The following is a 16,678-nucleotide window of genomic DNA, read 5'->3' as shown; positions in this document are numbered from 1 at the left end:
CCAAGCACAGGAGTCCCCGCCTCATGACAACACAACGCTCCGCCGCCACGCGGCATTTCTCGGGCACGTATGCCGAAGCCCGCGCCAAGTTCCTCGACGCCGCCGCACAGCGCGGCGCGGCCGTCGAGTCGTTCGTGCTCGATGCGCACCGCGGCGCGCTCGGCGAAGAGCTCGCCACCGACGTTGCGCTCATCGGCGCCATCGACGCGAAGAAGCTGCTGCTCGTGACCTCGGGCACGCACGGCCCCGAAGGCTTCAGCGGCTCGGGCGCGCAGATCGCCACGCTGAACGACGCCGACCTGCTCTCTCGCCTGGAGCAGGCCGGCGTGGCGCTGCTGCTGGTGCATGCCGTCAATCCGCATGGCTTTTCGCACCTGCACCGCACCAACGAAGACAACATCGACCTGAACCGCAACCACATCGACTTCAATGCGCCGCTGCCGGTGAACGCCGCGTACGCCGAAGTCGAGCCGCTGGTGCTGCCCGCCAGCTGGCCGCCCACGCCCGCCGACGAGGCCGCCGTGGGCGCCTATATCCAGAAGCACGGCATGACCGCTTTCCGCGCGGCCGTGACCAAGGGCCAGTACACCTCGCCCGACGGCCTGTTCTACGGCGGCACCGCGCCGTCGTGGAGCAACGGGACCATCCGCAAGATCCTGCGCAAGTACGCGGCCTCGGCCACGCACCTGGGCTGGATCGACGTGCACACCGGCCTGGGCCCCTACGGCCACGGCGAGAAGATCTACCCGGGCCGCAACACGCCCGAAGACCTGGCGCTGGCCCACGCCTGGTGGGGCGCCGACGTGTTCGCGCCGTTCGCGGGCGACTCGGCCTCGGCCGACGTGTCGGGCCCGGTCATCTCGACCGCCTACGACGAATGCCCGAACGCGCGCATCGCGCCCATGGGCCTGGAGTTCGGCACCCTGCCCGACCTGGAGGTGCTGAACCGCCTGCGCGCCGACACCTGGCTGCGCCGCCACCCAGAGGCGCCCGAATCGCAGAAGCGCGAGATCCGCCAGCAGCTGCGCGACGCCTTCTACTGCGACAACGAGGAATGGAAGGGCATGGTGCTGGGTCAGACCCGCGTCGTTCTACTGCAGACGCTGCAGGGCCTGCGCAAAGCCTGATCGCTCAGTCGAATTTGGGCGCGCGCCGTTCGCGCAGCGAGGCAACGCCCTCGCGCACGTCGGCGCCCGCGAAGCCCATGAACTCGAGCGCCAGCGACGCGTCGAAGGTCGGCCCGGCCTGGCGCAGCCAGTTGTTGAGCGCGTACTTGGTGAGGCGAATCGCGCTCTGGCTGCCGGCCGCGAGCCGGTCGGCCACCTCGTAGGCGCGCGGCAGCAGGTCGGCTTCGTCCACCGCGAGCGACACGAGGCCGATGCGCTCGGCCTCCTCGCCGCTCACCGGCTCGCACAGCAGCAGGTGGTACTTGGCCTTGGCCATGCCGCACAGCAGCGGCCACACGATGGCCGCATGGTCGCCCGCCGCCACGCCAAGTCGCGTATGGCCGTCGACGATCTTCGCGTTTTTGGTGGCAATGGAAATGTCGGCCAGCAGGCCCGCCACCAGCCCCGCGCCCACGGCCGGGCCGTGCATGGCGCTGACGATGGGCTTGTCGCAGTTGATGATGTTGTAGACCAGGTCGCGCGCCTCGCGCCACACGCGCTGGCGCACCGCGTCGTCGGTGGTCATGTCCTGCACCATCGCCAGGTCGCCACCGCCCGAGAAGCCCTGGCCCTCGCCCCGCAGCACCGCGCAGCGCACCGTGTCGTCGGCCGACACGTCGCGCCATATCTCGGCGAGTTCGCGGTGGCCGTCGTGGCCGGCCGTCGGCAGCTTGCCGTTGGCCGCGCGCATCTGGATGTCGAGCACCGCGCCGTTCGCGCCCCGGCGCGTGATGACAAGGGTCTGATAGCGGGTGTAGTCCATGGCGGCTCCGTCTTTCCTATTTCTTGGCGGCGATCTCGCGGCAGCGCCGAACGTTGCCGTCGAAGCGCGCCGCAAGGCCAGGCTCGCACGCATCGTCGCCGGGGGTGAGCTTGCACATGCCGACCACCACGTAGTCCATGACCGCCGACGTGCACATCGGGTAGGCCGCGAGCTCGGGGTTGGCCTTGACCTTGAAGCCCCAGCGGTCCGAGAACTCCACCGTGCGCGCCATCGCGTCGTGGAAGAAGCCGCGGTCCTTCGCGGCGATGGCGGCTTCCATGCGCGGCAGTTCCTCGTTCAGGTAGCCGACCGCATCGAGCGGGAAGTCGGCGGGATTCTGCTGCGCCGTGGCCATGGATGCGGCCAGCACCAGGGGCAAGGCAGCAAAGATGCGCAAGGCCGGAGCGAGCGCGGAACGAAGGGACGGGCTTTGAGGGTGCATGGCCGTGAATTCTGCAACGTTTTGAAGCACTTTTGAATGAGCGGCGATGCGCGGGCGCGACGGCGCCTACTTTCCCTTCTTCTGCTTGTCGTACTTGCGCCAGTACTGGAACTCGTCCTCGTGCACTTCCAGGTCGATCTCCGAAATGCGCATCTGCAGCCGTTCCTGCACCTCGGCCACGGCCTTGTTGTAGACCAGCGGGCCGACTTCCTCGAGGAAGAAGCCGAGCAGCGCGCCGGCGCCGATGTTGCCGATCGGCTCTTCCATGTTCTCGCGGAAATAGCGCTCGATGGAGGTGATGGCCTGCTGGCGCGCTTCCTTCGAAATCTCGATGGTCATGGGTGTGTGTCTGTCAGGGATGGAGTCGATCGATTGTGCCGGGCGCGGCCGCGTCCCGCCGTTCGCTACCATGCGCTCACAACAACACACAACCGGAGACAGACACCATGAAGATCCACCCCGCCGCGCTCGCGGCCCTTGCCCTGGCCGCCCTCGCCTCGCTTTCCGGCTGCACCTCCATGACGCCCACCGTGGCGCAGCGCCAGCTGATGCTGGTGGCCAACGACGAGAAGCAGTCCTGGAACGACGCCGGCGCCGTCATCCTCGGCCCCATGGGGCGCGACACCGTGCAGGTGCTCGACATCGGCACCGACCCGCTCGCGCCCAAGGTGCTGGGCACGCTGCAGCTCGACAACACCATCGCCGGCCCGCCGACCAACCTGGCCATCACGCCCGGCGAAACGCTCGCGCTGGTCGCCAACTCGCTCAACGTGGTCGAGGAGAACGGCGTGCGCAAGCAGGTGCCCGACAACCGGCTGTTCGTGATCGACCTGACCACCACCCCGCCCAGGCTGCTGGACACGCTGCAGGTCGGCAAGCAGCCCTCGGGTCTGTCGATCAACCGCGCGGGCAACCTGGCGCTGGTGGCCAACCGCGCCGACAACTCGGTGAGCGTGCTGCGCATCGCGGGCAAGAAGGTCACGCTGATCGACACCGTGGCCATGGGCGATTCCGTGGCGCACGTGCGCTTCACGCCCGACGGCAGGCGCGCGCTGGCGGCCAAGTTCCCGAGCCACAAGATCGCGCTGCTCGACGTGGACGGCGAGAAGGTCAGCTACAACAAGCTCGACCTGGCGGCGGGCCTGTGGCCCTACAACGTCGACGTGACGCCCGACGGCAAGCTCGCGCTCACGGCCGACAACGGCAACTCGGGCGCGTCCGACGGCCAGGTAGACACGGTGAGCGTGATCGACATGGAAGCCGCGCCGCCGCGCGTGGTCGACAAGGTGGTGGTCGGCGACGGGCCCGAGGGCCTGGCCGTGAGCCCGACCGGAAGGCATGCGGTGGCGGTGATCCTGCGCGGCAGCAACGCGGCGAAGAACGCCTACTTCTACAACCGCAATGGCTCGGTGGTGCTGCTGAAGATCGACGGCAAGAAGGTCACGCGCGCCAACGAGGTGGTGGTGCGCGGCCTGCCCGAAGGCGCGGTGTGGAGCGCCGACGGCAAGTACCTCTACGTGGGCAACTTCATCGACAAGGACATCACCATCCTGCGGCTGGACGGCGACACGCTGGTGCCGACGGGCAAGTCGTTCGTGCTGGAAGGCCATCCGGCCGCGATGCGCGGGACAATGACGCACTGAATCCACTTTTCCCGAACGAAGAAGAAGCCATGGCGCAAACCAAACGACAACTCCGCACGCTCGAACGCGGCATCCTCTGCCTCGTGATCGGTGCAGCCGTTCTGCTGGCGCCGCGCTTCCTTCAGGGCACGCGCTGGTTCGAGATGGTGGCGGGGGCCTATGTCGTGGGCTGGTTCGCGCTGGTGCTGGGCGCGGTGCTGGTGGTGGTCGAGCTGCTCAAGCGCGGCAAGCCGCGCCAGTAGCGCAGGCTGGCCCCGATCGCCTGTCAGGCCTTCTTGCCGCGCAGCTTGCCGACCAGTTCCACCACGGCCAGCACGATGGCGCCGGCCACCACGCCCACGCCGGCGTTCACGCCCATGGAGCCCAGCGTGCCGAACACGCCGCCGGTGGCCTTGGCCCAGTCTTCGACCGCATGGCCCAGTGCCGGCACGCCGTGCACCAGGATGCCGCCACCCACGAGGAACATGGCCGCGGTGCCGGCCACCGACAGCGCCTTCATGAGCCAGGGTGCCGCCACCAGGATGCCGCGGCCCAGGGCCTGCGCACCCGCGCTGGCGCGCCGGCTCAGGTAGAGGCCCGCGTCGTCGAGCTTCACGATGCCGGCCACCAGGCCGTACACGCCGACGGTCATGATGAGCGCAATGCCCGCCAGCACGGTGAGCTGCGTGGTGAACGGCTGGCCCTGCACGGTGCCCAGCGTGATGGCGATGATTTCGGCCGAAAGGATGAAGTCGGTGCGCACCGCGCCCTTGATCTTGTCCTTCTCGACCGCGACCACGTCGACCGAAGCGTCGGCCACGGCCTGTTCATGGCGCCCGGTGTCTTCGGCGTGTTCCTTCTTGTGCAGGAACTTGTGGGCGAGCTTCTCGGCGCCCTCGAAGCAGAGGAATGCGCCGCCGACCATAAGCAGCGGCGTCACCAGCCACGGCAGCCAGGTGCCGATGGCCAGGGCGGCCGGCACCAGGATCGCCTTGTTGATGAACGAGCCCTTGCACACGGCCCACACCACGGGAATCTCCCGTTCGGCCCTGACGCCGGACACCTGCTGCGCATTGAGCGCAAGGTCGTCGCCCAGCACGCCGGCCGTTTTCTTGGCGGCCACTTTGGTAAGAACAGACACGTCGTCCAGGACGGTCGCGATGTCGTCGAGCAGCAGGAGCAGGCTGGAGGCCATGGGCAGGTCGGGAAGAAAAGAGAAGCGGCGAGCTTAGCCGTTGCCCTGGACCCGCCCCTCAATACCCATATGGGGCCGGTTCAGAGCGCGCTCAGCGCCAGTGCCAGCACCGCCACCAGCGAGGCGCCGAACACCGCCAGGCCCACGCGGCGGCGGCGGTGCGTGAGCATCCACAGCGCCACGCCAGACACCGACAGGAAGATCAGGCTGCCGGCCAGTGTGTCGACCAGCAGGATCCACGGCAGCGGCATGCCGCCGCCCTTGTGCATGTTGGTGAGCGTGGCAACGAAGCCGTTGTGCATGGTGGCCACCCCCACGGAGCGATTGCCTTGCCAGTACTCGGCCTGCACCATTTCGTTCGGCCCGCCGAAATTGAAGACCCAGTGCGCCGGCTGCGTGAGCGTCGGTGCCCCGCGGTCATTCTTGTCGGCCCATGCCACGGGTTTGGCGGGCTCGATACGGGTGGAGTTGGGCGGCCCGCTCATGCGCAGTGCCTCCTGCAGCCATCGGCTCATGGCCTCGGGAGTCTCGGGCGCGGGCTCGGGCAGCGCCAGCTGAGCGCGGGTGCGTTCCTGCGCCTGCGGCAGCTTCAGCACGTTGCGGTGGTTCAGCCAGATGCCGCTGAAACCGAACAGCAGCCCCAGCACCGCGCCCCAGAGGCCGATCCAGCCGTGCATGCGGCGGATCCACTGCACGGCGGCCGTGCGGCGCTGGTGGGAGCGCACGCGCGCGGCGTGGCCCAGGGTGCTGCTGTCGTGGTCCATGGCAGCGGGTATCAGGAAACGTCGCGCTTGAGCCGGATTTCCTCGACACGCACGGTGCCGAAGGCGGTGGTCTTGGCGGTCTTCATCTCGCGCTTGAAGCCGGCGAGTTCGTGGAAGCGCATGGCGCGGTCGTTGCGAATGGGCACCCAGATCGTGACCGTGGTGCAGCCCTCTTCTTCCAGGCCTTCGCGCGCGGCGTCCCACAGGGCCACGCCTGCGCCCTTGCCCCAGTGCTCGGGCTTGACGTAGATGGCCCAGATTTCGCCGGTGGTGGGCGGGGTCTTGGGGTCGCGCGAGCGGTCGAAGCCGACGAAGCCGACGATCTGGCCGCCGTGCGTGACCACGTGCACCTGGGGTTCGCTGTATTCGATGGCTTCGCGCCACTTGGCTTCCCGCGACGCCGGGGCCAGGGTGCGCAGCTCTTCTTCGGGGAGGATGCCTTCGTAGGCAGCCTTGGCGGCCAGGGCGTGGACTTCGGCGACGGCCTTGGCGTCGCGCAGGGTGGCGGGGCGAACTTCGTAATCTGACATGAATGCGGGGAAATCAATGGAACCGCGTATTGTCGCCGCACCGCTAAACTGCCCGCTGCATCCGTCGTAACAACAGGAGAAATCGACATGGCCAAGGGTCAGCAACGCAGCACCAAGGAAGCGAAGAAACCGAAGAAGGACACCTCGCCGCCCAAGCCCGTCGGCACCGGCGGCATCGAACCGGTCCGCACGGTCACCACCGCAGTGATCCCGCGCGGCAAGCTCAAGAACAAGTGACCGACGCAGCACCGGCCCCGGCCAGGCCCGCGCAGCCGCGCAATCCGCTGCACGGGCTCACGCTGGAAGCCATCGTGACGGCACTGGCCGGCCACTATGGATGGGAACAGCTCTCGGAGCTGGTTCCCATCCGCTGTTTCGCGATCGACCCGAGCGTGAGCTCCAGCCTCAAGTTCCTGCGCAAGACGCCCTGGGCGCGCGAGAAGGTCGAGAGCCTGTACCTCTTCATGCTGCGCGAGCAACGCCGCGAACAGCAGCAGCAGCAGCAGCAGCAGCAGAATCCAAACACTCCCTGATCCCGCAACGATGAAGGTTCGACTCGAACCGTCGGGCCTCGGCTTCGAGGCCGACGCCGGCACCACGCTGCTGCAGGCCGCCGAGGCCGCGGGCATCGAGCTGCCCAGCTCATGCCGCAACGGCACCTGCCGCACCTGCATCTGCCGGCGGCTGTCGGGCGAGACCCGCCACACCATCGAGTGGCCGGGCCTGAGCATCGACGAAAAAGAAGAAGGCTGGATCCTGCCCTGCGTGGCGCAGGCGCTGGGCGACCTCACGCTCGACGTGCCGGGCGCGCGCGCCCTCTTCCCGGACTGAGTTCGCCGGCCAGGCTACGAAGACACGGGCCTGGCAGCGGCAGGCGCCGCCACCGTCAGCCGGTCGCGCTGCGCCAGCGAGGGGAACAGCTTGAACCAGGTGAGCGCCACCAGCATGGTGCCCACGCCGCCCACCACCACGGAGCCGACCGGCCCCAGCAGCGCCGCCGTGGCGCCCGACTCGAACTCGCCGAGCTGGTTGCTGGCGCCGATGAAGATCGAATTCACGGCGCTCACGCGCCCGCGCATGGCGTCGGGCGTTTCCAGCTGCACCAGCGTCTGGCGGATCACCACGTTGACCATGTCGGCCCCGCCAGACACCGCCAGCGCGATCAGCGACACGACGAAGCTCTTGGAGATGCCGAACACCACCATGCACAGGCCGAACAGCGCGATGGCCATCAGCAGGGTGCGCCCCACGTGGCGCTCGACCGGCCGGCGCGTGAGCGCGATCGACATCACCAGCGCGCCCACGGCGGGCGCGCCGCGCAGCAGGCCCAGCCCCCAGGGGCCGGTGTGCAGGATGTCCTTGGCGTAGATGGGCAGCAGCGCCACCGCGCCGCCCAGCAGCACCGCGAACAGGTCGAGCGAGACCGCGCCGAGCACCGGCTTGCGCTTCCAGATGAAGTCGACGCCCGCGAACACCGTGGCCAGCGTGACCGGCTCGCGCGCGGCCGGCGTGTAGGCATAGCGCAGGCGCAGCACCAGCGCGCAGGCCAGCGCAAAGCACACCACGCTGGCGCCGTAGACCACCGCCATGCCGGCCACGAACAGCAGCCCGCCCAGCGCGGGCCCGCCGATGATCGCGCCCTGCATGCCGGCCGAGCTGAAGGCCATCGCGCGCGCCAGCATGGTCGGCGGCACCAGCAGCGGCGTCAGCGCCTGCTGCGCCGGCATCTGGAAGGCACGCACCGCGCCCAGCACCAGCGACAGGCCCAGCAGCAGCCCGCGCGTGTCGTGCTTGCCCATCACCGCCAGCAGCAGCACCAGCGCGACCAGCCCCTGCACCGCGAAGCAGGCCGCGACGATGCGCCCCCGGTGATGGCGGTCGACGATGTGGCCCGCCAGCAGCGCCAGCAGCAGCGCGGGCACGAACTGGTAGAGGCCGACCAGGCCCAGGTCCCAGGCGCTGCCGGTGAGGTCGTACATGTGCCAGCCGATGGCCACCAGCAGCATCTGCGAGGCGGCGGTGCCGAAGAGCCGCGCCGTCCACATCTGCATGAAGGGACGTTCGCGGGTCAGGTCGGAAAAGCTGGGGGAGGAAGCCGCGCCGGCCGGAACGGCGGAGGCTGCGGGGGGCAAGGAAGCGGGAGCGGGGTCGGGGCCGGACATCCGCTCAAGGATAGCCGAGGCTTCATGAGCGGGCCGTGAGGCGAGGCGACCGTCCCTCCACCTCCGTGGGCCCGCTCTCTAAACTCGGTGCCTCCATGACCCTGCCCGCCCCCCTGCACCCCGTTCACGAAGACGACCACCTCCTGGTGTTCGACAAGCCCGCCGGCCTTCTCTGCGTGCCCGGCCGCGGCGAGGACAAGCAGGACTGCCTGAGCGCGCGCGCCATTCGCCAATGGCCCGACGCGCTGATCGTGCACCGGCTCGACATGGGCACCAGCGGCCTGGTGGTGATGGCCCGCGGCATCGAGATGCAGCGCGCCCTGAGCGCCGCATTTGCCGAGCGCCGCGTGCACAAGCGCTACGAAGCCGTGGTCGACGGCGCGATGCCGCTGCGCGAGGAGTGGTCGGTGATCGACGCCCCATTGATGGCCGACTGGCCGCGCCGGCCGCTGCAGAAGGTCGACCCGGCGGGCAAGCCGAGCGTCACACGCTGGAAGGCGATTTCAGCCTGGCCCGGCGAACCGGCTGCTGCTGCCGCCACGCATGTGCTGCTGGAGCCGCTGACCGGCAGATCGCACCAGCTGCGCGTGCACCTGCTGTCGATCGGCCATCCGATATTGGGAGATGCGCTCTATGGCGATGCAGCCTTGCAGGCACGTGCGCCGCGCCTGCTGCTGCATGCGAGCGAGCTGGGCTTCGTGCATCCGGTGACGCGGCAGGAGCTCCGCTTCAGTCGGCCGCCGGATTTCGTTGCCTCGCGTGGCTGAAGAAGAACTCAGCCGCCCTTGACGACCAGCACCGGCATGTTCGCGTCCTGCAGCACGCGCTGCGTGACGCTGCCGAGCAGCAGTTTCTCGATGCCGCTGCGGCCGTGCGACCCCATCACGATGAGGTCGGCCGCGATGGCGATGGCCGTGTCGACGATGCCTTCATGCACCACGTGGCCGTCGATCACGCGCTGGTCGCTGTGCAGGCCTTCGGCCGCCAGCGCCGCCACGCCGCGCGCGAGTGCCGCGTTGGCGCTTGCAGTTGCGGCAGCGAGGTATTCGTTCTGGCCGAGCGCATAGTCCGCGCCCACGCCGATGAAGGGATAGTTGTCGATCACGTGTATCAACGTGATGCGGCTTCCGAAGGCCAGCGCGAGGCCGCTGGCCTTGCTGACGGCGAGCATGGAAGTTTCGGAGCCGTCGATCGGAACCAGGATGTGATTGAACATGGCGGGACCTCGCTTTCGTTCGCAGACAGACCCGGCTCACAAAGAGCCGGGGCTCGAATTTAACCGCTGTTCGGGTGGCCGGACTGTAGGACTCGTACCAGCGGCGGCGCAACGCGCTCTCGCACGCCGCGCCGCGCGGGCTCAGTCGCCCTGAAAACCCTTGGCCCGGCAGGTGATCACGAGCGTGTCGCGCCAGCCTTCGCCGCCCTCTTCGAGCGGCTGGATGGGCGTGGACTCGTGGATCACGCGCGCGTCGTCGAGCAGCAGCAGGGTCCACGGCTCGGTCATGGTGAAGCGTTCGCCGCGCCGGCCGTTGGCCTCGAACACCCGCGTCTCGCCGCCCTTGATGCCCTGGCGGCCGATGAGGGCGACAGCCACCAGGTCGACGCCGTCGCGGTGCGCGCCCTCGGGCGTCGGTCGGCCGATGCCGCCGGCGGTGTCGATGCGGAACTGGTGCGCTTCCACGAACCAGCGCTGCGGTGCGCCGCGCATGTCGCTGCTGGTCTTGCCCAGTTGCTGCAGCAGGCGCTGCCACACAGGCTGCGCCACGGTGGCGTCGAGCATCGGAGCGAACCAGCGCTGCATGCCGCCGTGCAACGCGTTGTATTCGACCGGCTGCCAGTGCGCGCGATGCGGCACCCGCGCCAGCGTGGCGTGGTCGTCGGCCTCGACGGTGAAGCAGGCATGGCGCCGCGTGCGGTAGCGGCCACCGTCCTTCAGGTATTCATCGGGCGGGAGTTCGTTCCAGTCAGCGTGCAGCGCCTCGAGCTGCGACAGAGGTGCGCCGAGCCATTCGCTGACGCCCTGGGGGCTCAGCACCGCATAGCCCTGGCCGCGCAGTGCGTCCGGCAGGTCGGCGGGGGCGATGAACGGAGGTGTGAAAGCAGCCGCGGTCACTGCGCGCTGACCTTCACGTCCTTCCAGAACGCGACGCGGTCGCGAACCTCTTCTGCTTCGGGCTTCGGGTCGGCGTAGTACCAGGCGGCGTCGGTGTTGAGCTCGCCGTTGACCAGCAGCGAGTAGTAGCTTGCGGTGCCCTTCCAGGGGCAGGTGGTCTTGTGGTTGCTGAAGGTGACGACGTCGCGGTTGAGCGAACTCATCGGGAAATAGTGGTTGCCTTCGACGAGCACGGTGTCGTCGCTTTCGGCGATGGTGACGCCGTTCCAGGTTGCTTTCATGTCTTGGTCTCCAAGGGGAGGGGTTGCGGGCGCTGGCCGTTGCGCTGCCGCACGGGGCGAGGGGTATTGTGCCGCTGCTGCGGCTTGAGCTTTCTTCGCTGGCTTTATCTACCCTGTTTGGGGCTTTGTTTCCCGGGGCCGGGTCTCGGCCCGGCGGCCGACCTACTTTTCTTTGCTTCGCCAAAGAAAAGTAGGCAAAAGAAAGGCGACCCTGCTGTCTGCGTCCCTCCGCTTCGCTGCGGGCAACCTGCGGTGCTCGACTCCGGCGGGGGTCCGCAGAACTCGCTTCGCTCAAACAGCTGCGGCCCTGATCCCGCCTACGTCTGCGCTCCTCGGCGCAGCCAGAAGGGAGTTGGAAACCGAACGCGCCATCGCTGCGCTCGGCGTGGGCCTGCTGCAGCATTGGCCGAGCGAAGCGAAGGCCCGGATGGCTTCCCCTCCCCTCTGGCTGCGCCGAGGAGCGGAGCGTTTCGCGGATAAGGGCTCGCAGCTGTTTGAGCGAAGCGAGTTCTGCGAGACCCCGCGAAACGCGAGCACCGCAGGTTGCCCCGTAGCGCAGCGAAGGGGTCGCAGACAGCGGGGTCGCCTTTTCTTTGCTTACTTTCTTTTGGCGAAGCAAAAGAAAGTGAGTCGCCCGCCGGGGCGAGTCCCGGCCCCGAAACCAAACCTAGGCAGCCAACCAATGCACGCTAAAGAGCCTCTCAGGATCCGTCCAGACAGCCCCCGGACGAAACCCCGCCCGAACAGCCAAAGCCCGCAACCCTTCAACGGTGAACTTGTGCGAGTACTCCGTATGAATAGTCTCGCCCTCCTCGAACCCGAACCGTTCACCATTCAAGCAAACGCTCTGGGCCCGCCGGCTCACCAGATGCATCTCGATCCGCCGCCGAGGCGCGTTGTAGAACGCCGCGTGCGAGAACCCGTCCAGATCGAAGTCGGCATTCAGCTCCGAATTGGCACGACGCAGCAGGTTGAGATTGAACTCCCCCGTCACTCCTTGCGCATCGTTGTATGCCGCATGCAGCCGCGCCGGGTCTTTCACCAGGTCGACACCGATCAGCAGCCCTCCGCCGCGCAACATGCGCGCAGCCAGCTGCAGGAAGGCCAGCGCCTCGTCGGGCTCGAAATTTCCGATCGTCGACCCCGGGAAGAAGCCGACTCGCCGCCCCGCCCCGGGCATGGGCGCGGGCAGCACCATCGGCATCGTGTAGTCAGCCGCAATGGGCTGCACCACGAGCTCCGGATAGTCCGCCCTCAACCGTGCCGCGGCCGCTTCCAGGTGCTCGCCGGAAATGTCGATGGGCAGATAGCGCTTGGGCGTCTCCAGCGCATCGAGCAGCAGCCGCACTTTCGTGAGCGACCCAGCCCCAAACTCGACGATCTCCGCATTCGGGCCGACCTGCTGCGCGATCTCTGCCGCGCATTCGCCAAGAATGCGCAGTTCGGTGCGCGTCGGGTAGTACTCGGGCAGATCGCAGATCCGGTCGAACAGCTGCGACCCCGCCACGTCGTAGAAGAACTTCGGCGAAATGCTGCGCGGCGAGCGCGCAAGCCCCGCCTGCATCTCGCGCCCGAACTCCGACAGCGGCGCTGCGGATTCGGATGCAGTGGCAGCGGCGCGCGCCTTGGCGGGCGCGAACGACAGGGAGGAAGAGGAAGTCGGATTTCGCATGATCAGATGTCTTTCGCGAGCCGCAGCCCCGAGAACTGCCAGCGCGCTGCCGGCGGAAAGAAATTGCGGTAGCTGGGCCGCGTGTGCCCGGCCGGCGTGGCCACGCTGCCGCCGCGCAGCACCAGTTGCCCCACCATGAACTTGCCGTTGTATTCCGCCGCGATGCCGGGCATCGGCCGGAAGCCGGGGTATGGGTCGTACGACGAACGCGTCCATTGCCAGACGTGGCCGGTCATCTGGGTGATGCCGGGGGCGTCGTATGCGGCCTCCCATTCGAACTCGGTCGGCAGCCGCGCGCCGGCCCATTCGGCGTACGCGGCGGCTTCGTAGAAACTGAGCTGCGACACCGGCGCATCGGCCTCCAGCGGGCGCGCGCCGTGCAGGCCGAACACATGCCAGCCGGCGGAAGGCCCTTGCGGCGGCTGCAGGCCGAAGCCCAGCCGCGGATCGTCGGGCGCGAGCCAGTAGGCCGGGTGGCGCCAGCCGTTCGCCTGCACCGCCGCCCATCCGTCGGACAGCCACAGCTCGGGCCGCTGGTAGCCGCCGTCGGCAATGAACTGGGCGAAGTCGCCGCAGTTCACCAGCCGGTCGGCAATGGCATGCGGCTGCACCAGCGCCTGGTGGCGCGGTGTCTCGTTGTCGAAAGAAAACTCGCTGCCGCCAAAGCCCACCTCGACCAGCCCCCCGCGCTGCTCGATCCAGCGCATGGCGGGCGGCACGGCGGCCAGCCTCAGCGCCGGCCCGCTCGCGGGCTTGTAGGCGGGCAGCATCGGGTTGCACGACAGCGCATGCAGGATGTCGGTGAGCAGCAGCTCCTGGTGCTGCTGCTCGTGGTTGAGCCCCAGCGTGACGATGGGTTCGATGGCCGCCCAGTCGCCGCCGCCCGCTTCGAGCAGCGCGACCACTGCCTCGTCGACATGCCTGCGGTACGCATGCACCTCGTCCACCGACGGCCGCGTGAGCAGCCCGCGCTGCGGGCGCGGATGGCGCGGGCCGAGCGCTTCGTAGTACGAGTTGAAGAGGTAGTGAAAGCGTTTGTCGAAGGGCAGGTAGCCCGTGGCATGCGGCTGCAGGAGCACCGTCTCGAAGAACCACGTGGTGTGCGCCAGGTGCCACTTGGTCGGGCTCGCGTCGGGCATCGACTGGACGCACTGGTCTTCGGCGGAAAGCGGGGCGGCAAGCGCCAGGCTGGTGGCGCGCACATCGCGGAACTTGTCGCGCAGTGCGCTAGCCGCCTGTGTGATCGGCCGGGAAAGCGTCATGGGGTCTCCAGTCGGGTCAGCCGCACTTTGTAGCCCATTCGCGTGAAGAAGGCGCGTAGGACAAAACGCCGCGGGCTCGCAGCCGAAAAATCGGCGGACAGGCACTGTGGCACAAGACGCGCGGGCTTGCATGGCGGGCTGCGTATCATCCATCGGATGCAAACGACCAACCCATCGGGCACATCGGGCAGGCCGCGAATCGTCATCGTCGGCTGCGGTTTCGGCGGACTGGAAGCGGCGCGCAAGCTCCAGCACGCGGACGTCGACGTGACGGTGATCGACAAGACCAACCATCACCTGTTCCAGCCCCTGCTCTACCAGGTGGCGACCGCCGGGCTCGCGGCACCGTCGATCGCAGCGCCGGTGCGCGCGCTCTTCCGCAAGCAGCCGCGCATCACCACGCTGCTGGGCGAGGTCACGGGCATCGACCCCGCCGCGCGCACGGTGCGGCTGGCCAACGGCGACAGCGTGCCCTACGACCACCTGATCGTCGCGGCCGGCGCCACGCACAGCTACTTCGGCAACGACCAGTGGGCGCCGATCGCTCCCGGTCTGAAGACGCTGGCCGATGCCTTCGAGATCCGCCGCCGCGTGCTGCTGTCGTTCGAGACGGCCGAGATCACCACCGACCCCGACCGCCGCCGCGCGCTGCTCACCTTCGTGGTGATCGGCGCCGGGCCGACCGGCGTCGAGATGGCCGGCACGCTGGCCGAGATCGCCAAGCACACGCTGTCGGGTGAGTTCCGCCACATCGACCCGGCCAGCGCGCAGGTGCTGCTGGTCGAAGGCGGCCCGCGCGTGCTGCAGGCCATGCCCGAGTCGTTGAGCCAGAAAGCGCTGGAGCAGTTGGAGAAGCTGGGCGTCGAGGTGCGGCTGAACGCCCGCGTCACCGCCATCGACCCCACCGGCCTCGAAGTGCAGACCGGTGGCGGCGCTGACGGCGCGCCCGCAGCCAGCTACCGAATCGATAGCAGTTGCGTGGTGTGGGCCGCCGGCGTGGCGGCCTCGCCGCTGGGGCGCATGCTCGGCGCCGCCACCGGCGTCGAATGCGACCGCGCGGGCCGCATCAAGGTCGAGCCCGACCTGAGCCTGGCGGGTTATTCATCGATCAGCGTGGTGGGCGACCTCGCCGCCGCCATGAGCCATGCGCCCGGCAAGCCGCCGAAGCCGGTGCCCGGCGTGTCGCCCGGCGCCAAGCAGATGGGGCGCGCGGCGGCGGCCAACATCCTGCGCCGCATTTCAGGCCAGCCGACGGTGCCGTTCCGCTACGCCGACTACGGCAACCTGGCCACCATCGGCCGCAACTCGGCCGTGGTCGACCTGGGCACGCCCTTCGGCCCGCTGCGCTTCAGCGGCCGCCTCGCGTGGCTGTTCTGGCTGTTCGCGCACGCGTACTTCCTGATCGGCTTTCGCAACCGCATCGTCGTGATGATGGACTGGGCCGGTGCCTACTGGAGCTTCCAGCGCAATGCGCGCGTGGTGGCCGACGTGCAGGGCAAGGGCGAATCCTGAAGATCCGGGCGCCGATGTGCAGCCGGCGCTGCGCTGCCAGGGCTGCGGCGCCCGCTCAGGTTCAGAAGAAAAAGAAACCGTGGTGCCGCGAGTCGCGCTCGCTGCGGCGCCACTCCCAAGGCGGCGTCGGCCTCGGGTCGGCCCACAGCCCCAGGCGCTTGCCCCGGGCCCTGGCCTCCAGCTTGAAGAGCCCGCCGCCGCGCCTGGTGGCGAGCTTGTTGTAGTCGTAGACCCAGGCCCAGCCGTCGGACACCATGCGGCTGCCGACGTCCTCGCCGTTGCAGCTGACGTCGGCTACCGTGCGGCCGTAGCGGTCGGTGTCGATCTCGGTGATGAGCGCGGTTTCGCTGAAGCACAGGCTACCGAGCGCCTGCCGGCTGCGCTGGCCGTAGGGCTGCGCCTTCTCGGGGGCGTCGATGGCCGCGATGCGCACCTTCACGCGTTCGTAGGCGCCGATGCGCCCGCAGCGCGCGGTGAGCGTGTCGCCGTCGCTGATGCCCACGACGAGGCAGGAACGCGGGGCGGCTTGGGTCAGGAGGGGAAAGAAGGCAAGAAGGCAGGAAAGCAGCAGCGCGCGCGAATGCATGAAGAAGCGGGAGATAGGCAGAATGCGGGACCGATCGAGGCTAAGTGATCCACCCGCCGGAACCGGCCGGTACACAGACTTTTTCTTTTGAACCACGTTTCGAAGGAGAGCACGCACCATGCAAGAACCCACCCAGGACGACTGGTTCCTCGCGGCCAACGACGCATGGGACGCCGGCGCGCACAAGAAGGCCCTCTCGCTGTTCCTCAAGGCCGCGGCGGCGGGCGAGACCCACGCGCTGAACAGCGTCGGCTATTTCCTCGACCACGGCATCGGCGTGAAGAAGAATCCCGAGGCGGCGCGCGACTGGTATCGCAAAGCGGCCAAGGCAGGCGACGTGGCGGGCTGCGCCAACCTTGCCATCTGCTATCGCGACGAAGGCAACTTCCGCTGGGCGCGCTTCTGGTTCGAGAAGGCCTATGCGCAGGGCGACGGCGACGCGGCGCTGGAACTGGGCCGGCTCTTCCTGTGGGAAGGTCCGAACCAGAACCGGCACAAGGTGGTGGACTACCTGGGCAAGGCGGTGGCCTCGCAGTCCATCACGCCGAACGGACGCACCGAGGCAGGGGCGCTGCTGAAGTCGCTGGGCCTCACGAAGTAAAGCCCGC

The 16,678-nt window shown here is 68.5% G+C and carries 22 protein-coding genes; 9 read left to right on the top strand and 13 right to left on the bottom strand.

Annotated elements, in window-relative coordinates:
* The first annotated feature begins 23 nt into the window (after window positions 1–23).
* Window positions 24–1,127, top strand: a complete 1,104-nt coding sequence (locus WIX39_RS13230) for a M14 family metallopeptidase (RefSeq protein ID WP_409195175.1) — start codon at window positions 24–26, stop codon at window positions 1,125–1,127.
* A 4-nt stretch (window positions 1,128–1,131) separates the two neighbouring features.
* On the opposite strand, the gene WIX39_RS13225 is transcribed toward WIX39_RS13230, so the two are convergent.
* The 3 genes from WIX39_RS13225 to WIX39_RS13215 all read right to left on the bottom strand — a co-directional run bounded on the left by WIX39_RS13225 (window position 1,132) and on the right by WIX39_RS13215 (window position 2,710).
* The gene (locus WIX39_RS13225; RefSeq protein ID WP_409195174.1) at window positions 1,132–1,929 is read right to left on the bottom strand and encodes an enoyl-CoA hydratase/isomerase family protein; all 798 of its coding nucleotides are present in this window, start codon (window positions 1,927–1,929) and stop codon (window positions 1,132–1,134) included.
* A 16-nt stretch (window positions 1,930–1,945) separates the two neighbouring features.
* A complete protein-coding gene (locus tag WIX39_RS13220) occupies window positions 1,946–2,326 on the bottom strand; it encodes a hypothetical protein (RefSeq protein WP_409195173.1) in 381 nt (126 codons plus the stop codon).
* Between the two features lie 111 nt (window positions 2,327–2,437).
* Entirely contained in the window at window positions 2,438–2,710 is a 273-nt protein-coding gene (locus WIX39_RS13215) for a DUF2164 domain-containing protein (protein WP_081271507.1), read from the bottom strand.
* A 107-nt stretch (window positions 2,711–2,817) separates the two neighbouring features.
* Between WIX39_RS13215 and WIX39_RS13210 the strand changes: the two genes are divergently transcribed.
* Both WIX39_RS13210 and WIX39_RS13205 read left to right on the top strand, forming a co-directional pair.
* Window positions 2,818–4,014 carry a beta-propeller fold lactonase family protein gene (locus WIX39_RS13210; RefSeq protein ID WP_409195172.1) on the top strand — a complete coding sequence of 399 codons (1,197 nt, stop codon included), beginning with the start codon at window positions 2,818–2,820 and terminating at the stop codon, window positions 4,012–4,014.
* A 29-nt stretch (window positions 4,015–4,043) separates the two neighbouring features.
* Complete coding sequence (locus WIX39_RS13205; RefSeq protein ID WP_409195171.1) at window positions 4,044–4,256, top strand: hypothetical protein; 213 nt, start codon at window positions 4,044–4,046, stop codon at window positions 4,254–4,256.
* A 23-nt stretch (window positions 4,257–4,279) separates the two neighbouring features.
* Here WIX39_RS13205 and WIX39_RS13200 read toward each other — a convergent pair whose 3' ends face one another.
* The 3 genes from WIX39_RS13200 to WIX39_RS13190 all read right to left on the bottom strand — a co-directional run bounded on the left by WIX39_RS13200 (window position 4,280) and on the right by WIX39_RS13190 (window position 6,482).
* Window positions 4,280–5,188: a DUF808 domain-containing protein gene (locus tag WIX39_RS13200; protein WP_081271504.1), complete on the bottom strand. Its 909-nt coding sequence runs from the start codon at window positions 5,186–5,188 to the stop codon at window positions 4,280–4,282.
* An 80-nt stretch (window positions 5,189–5,268) separates the two neighbouring features.
* The gene (locus tag WIX39_RS13195) at window positions 5,269–5,952 is read right to left on the bottom strand and encodes a PepSY-associated TM helix domain-containing protein (protein ID WP_106935090.1); all 684 of its coding nucleotides are present in this window, start codon (window positions 5,950–5,952) and stop codon (window positions 5,269–5,271) included.
* 11 nt (window positions 5,953–5,963) lie between these two features.
* Window positions 5,964–6,482 (bottom strand): GNAT family N-acetyltransferase, encoded by a 519-nt coding sequence (locus WIX39_RS13190; RefSeq protein WP_081271502.1) that lies wholly within the window; start codon window positions 6,480–6,482, stop codon window positions 5,964–5,966.
* An 87-nt stretch (window positions 6,483–6,569) separates the two neighbouring features.
* Between WIX39_RS13190 and WIX39_RS13185 the strand changes: the two genes are divergently transcribed.
* From WIX39_RS13185 to WIX39_RS13175, 3 genes are read left to right on the top strand one after another with little or no spacing between them, the layout of a single operon-like run.
* On the top strand, window positions 6,570–6,719 hold the full coding sequence (locus WIX39_RS13185; RefSeq protein WP_172839976.1) for a hypothetical protein: 150 nt from the start codon (window positions 6,570–6,572) through the stop codon (window positions 6,717–6,719).
* Window positions 6,716–7,015 (top strand): VF530 family DNA-binding protein, encoded by a 300-nt coding sequence (locus tag WIX39_RS13180; protein WP_409195170.1) that lies wholly within the window; start codon window positions 6,716–6,718, stop codon window positions 7,013–7,015. The genes WIX39_RS13185 and WIX39_RS13180 overlap by 4 nt, the downstream gene beginning before the upstream one ends.
* 10 nt (window positions 7,016–7,025) lie before the next feature.
* Window positions 7,026–7,313 carry a 2Fe-2S iron-sulfur cluster-binding protein gene (locus tag WIX39_RS13175; RefSeq protein WP_081271500.1) on the top strand — a complete coding sequence of 96 codons (288 nt, stop codon included), beginning with the start codon at window positions 7,026–7,028 and terminating at the stop codon, window positions 7,311–7,313.
* 14 nt (window positions 7,314–7,327) lie between these two features.
* On the opposite strand, the gene WIX39_RS13170 is transcribed toward WIX39_RS13175, so the two are convergent.
* Window positions 7,328–8,533 carry an MFS transporter gene (locus WIX39_RS13170; protein ID WP_081271499.1) on the bottom strand — a complete coding sequence of 402 codons (1,206 nt, stop codon included), beginning with the start codon at window positions 8,531–8,533 and terminating at the stop codon, window positions 7,328–7,330.
* A gap of 206 nt (window positions 8,534–8,739) precedes the next feature.
* Here WIX39_RS13170 and WIX39_RS13165 point away from each other — a divergent pair, with 206 nt between their 5' ends.
* The gene (locus tag WIX39_RS13165) at window positions 8,740–9,411 is read left to right on the top strand and encodes an RluA family pseudouridine synthase (RefSeq protein WP_106935092.1); all 672 of its coding nucleotides are present in this window, start codon (window positions 8,740–8,742) and stop codon (window positions 9,409–9,411) included.
* 8 nt (window positions 9,412–9,419) lie between these two features.
* Here WIX39_RS13165 and WIX39_RS13160 read toward each other — a convergent pair whose 3' ends face one another.
* The 5 genes from WIX39_RS13160 to egtB all read right to left on the bottom strand — a co-directional run bounded on the left by WIX39_RS13160 (window position 9,420) and on the right by egtB (window position 13,972).
* Window positions 9,420–9,860 carry a universal stress protein gene (locus tag WIX39_RS13160; protein WP_007833935.1) on the bottom strand — a complete coding sequence of 147 codons (441 nt, stop codon included), beginning with the start codon at window positions 9,858–9,860 and terminating at the stop codon, window positions 9,420–9,422.
* Between the two features lie 141 nt (window positions 9,861–10,001).
* Window positions 10,002–10,757 (bottom strand): 2OG-Fe dioxygenase family protein, encoded by a 756-nt coding sequence (locus WIX39_RS13155; RefSeq protein WP_106935093.1) that lies wholly within the window; start codon window positions 10,755–10,757, stop codon window positions 10,002–10,004.
* Window positions 10,754–11,038: a DUF427 domain-containing protein gene (locus tag WIX39_RS13150; RefSeq protein ID WP_081271497.1), complete on the bottom strand. Its 285-nt coding sequence runs from the start codon at window positions 11,036–11,038 to the stop codon at window positions 10,754–10,756. The genes WIX39_RS13155 and WIX39_RS13150 overlap by 4 nt, the downstream gene beginning before the upstream one ends.
* A 667-nt stretch (window positions 11,039–11,705) precedes the next feature.
* Complete coding sequence (egtD, locus tag WIX39_RS13145) at window positions 11,706–12,710, bottom strand: L-histidine N(alpha)-methyltransferase (protein WP_081271496.1); 1,005 nt, start codon at window positions 12,708–12,710, stop codon at window positions 11,706–11,708.
* 2 nt (window positions 12,711–12,712) lie between these two features.
* Entirely contained in the window at window positions 12,713–13,972 is a 1,260-nt protein-coding gene (gene egtB, locus WIX39_RS13140) for an ergothioneine biosynthesis protein EgtB (protein ID WP_106935095.1), read from the bottom strand.
* A gap of 156 nt (window positions 13,973–14,128) precedes the next feature.
* Between egtB and WIX39_RS13135 the strand changes: the two genes are divergently transcribed.
* Window positions 14,129–15,484 (top strand): NAD(P)/FAD-dependent oxidoreductase, encoded by a 1,356-nt coding sequence (locus tag WIX39_RS13135; protein WP_106935096.1) that lies wholly within the window; start codon window positions 14,129–14,131, stop codon window positions 15,482–15,484.
* Between the two features lie 61 nt (window positions 15,485–15,545).
* Here WIX39_RS13135 and WIX39_RS13130 read toward each other — a convergent pair whose 3' ends face one another.
* A complete protein-coding gene (locus WIX39_RS13130) occupies window positions 15,546–16,070 on the bottom strand; it encodes a thermonuclease family protein (RefSeq protein WP_106935097.1) in 525 nt (174 codons plus the stop codon).
* 118 nt (window positions 16,071–16,188) lie between these two features.
* On the opposite strand from WIX39_RS13130, the gene WIX39_RS13125 reads away from it, so the two are divergent.
* A complete protein-coding gene (locus WIX39_RS13125) occupies window positions 16,189–16,671 on the top strand; it encodes a tetratricopeptide repeat protein (RefSeq protein ID WP_081271492.1) in 483 nt (160 codons plus the stop codon).
* The last annotated feature ends 7 nt before the right edge of the window (window positions 16,672–16,678 follow it).

The organism is Variovorax sp. AB1(2024), from assembly GCF_037482385.2.
Lineage (GTDB): Bacteria > Pseudomonadota > Gammaproteobacteria > Burkholderiales > Burkholderiaceae_C > Variovorax.
Note: the sequence above shows the minus strand (reverse complement) of the source record. Positions and strands in the feature narration are given on the sequence as shown.

Excerpts from the sequence above, each read along its gene's own strand:
- WIX39_RS13230 (WP_409195175.1), top strand. The coding sequence starts at position 24 with ATGACAACACAACGCTCCGCCGCCACGCGGCATTTCTCGGGCACGTAT.
- WIX39_RS13225 (WP_409195174.1), bottom strand. The coding sequence starts at position 1,929 with ATGGACTACACCCGCTATCAGACCCTTGTCATCACGCGCCGGGGCGCG.
- WIX39_RS13215 (WP_081271507.1), bottom strand. The coding sequence starts at position 2,710 with ATGACCATCGAGATTTCGAAGGAAGCGCGCCAGCAGGCCATCACCTCC.
- WIX39_RS13210 (WP_409195172.1), top strand. The coding sequence starts at position 2,818 with ATGAAGATCCACCCCGCCGCGCTCGCGGCCCTTGCCCTGGCCGCCCTC.
- WIX39_RS13205 (WP_409195171.1), top strand. The coding sequence starts at position 4,044 with ATGGCGCAAACCAAACGACAACTCCGCACGCTCGAACGCGGCATCCTC.
- WIX39_RS13200 (WP_081271504.1), bottom strand. The coding sequence starts at position 5,188 with ATGGCCTCCAGCCTGCTCCTGCTGCTCGACGACATCGCGACCGTCCTG.
- WIX39_RS13195 (WP_106935090.1), bottom strand. The coding sequence starts at position 5,952 with ATGGACCACGACAGCAGCACCCTGGGCCACGCCGCGCGCGTGCGCTCC.
- WIX39_RS13190 (WP_081271502.1), bottom strand. The coding sequence starts at position 6,482 with ATGTCAGATTACGAAGTTCGCCCCGCCACCCTGCGCGACGCCAAGGCC.
- WIX39_RS13185 (WP_172839976.1), top strand. The coding sequence starts at position 6,570 with ATGGCCAAGGGTCAGCAACGCAGCACCAAGGAAGCGAAGAAACCGAAG.
- WIX39_RS13175 (WP_081271500.1), top strand. The coding sequence starts at position 7,026 with ATGAAGGTTCGACTCGAACCGTCGGGCCTCGGCTTCGAGGCCGACGCC.
- WIX39_RS13170 (WP_081271499.1), bottom strand. The coding sequence starts at position 8,533 with ATGCAGATGTGGACGGCGCGGCTCTTCGGCACCGCCGCCTCGCAGATG.
- WIX39_RS13165 (WP_106935092.1), top strand. The coding sequence starts at position 8,740 with ATGACCCTGCCCGCCCCCCTGCACCCCGTTCACGAAGACGACCACCTC.
- WIX39_RS13160 (WP_007833935.1), bottom strand. The coding sequence starts at position 9,860 with ATGTTCAATCACATCCTGGTTCCGATCGACGGCTCCGAAACTTCCATG.
- WIX39_RS13150 (WP_081271497.1), bottom strand. The coding sequence starts at position 11,038 with ATGAAAGCAACCTGGAACGGCGTCACCATCGCCGAAAGCGACGACACC.
- egtD (WP_081271496.1), bottom strand. The coding sequence starts at position 12,710 with ATGCGAAATCCGACTTCCTCTTCCTCCCTGTCGTTCGCGCCCGCCAAG.
- egtB (WP_106935095.1), bottom strand. The coding sequence starts at position 13,972 with ATGACGCTTTCCCGGCCGATCACACAGGCGGCTAGCGCACTGCGCGAC.
- WIX39_RS13135 (WP_106935096.1), top strand. The coding sequence starts at position 14,129 with ATGCAAACGACCAACCCATCGGGCACATCGGGCAGGCCGCGAATCGTC.
- WIX39_RS13130 (WP_106935097.1), bottom strand. The coding sequence starts at position 16,070 with ATGCATTCGCGCGCGCTGCTGCTTTCCTGCCTTCTTGCCTTCTTTCCC.
- WIX39_RS13125 (WP_081271492.1), top strand. The coding sequence starts at position 16,189 with ATGCAAGAACCCACCCAGGACGACTGGTTCCTCGCGGCCAACGACGCA.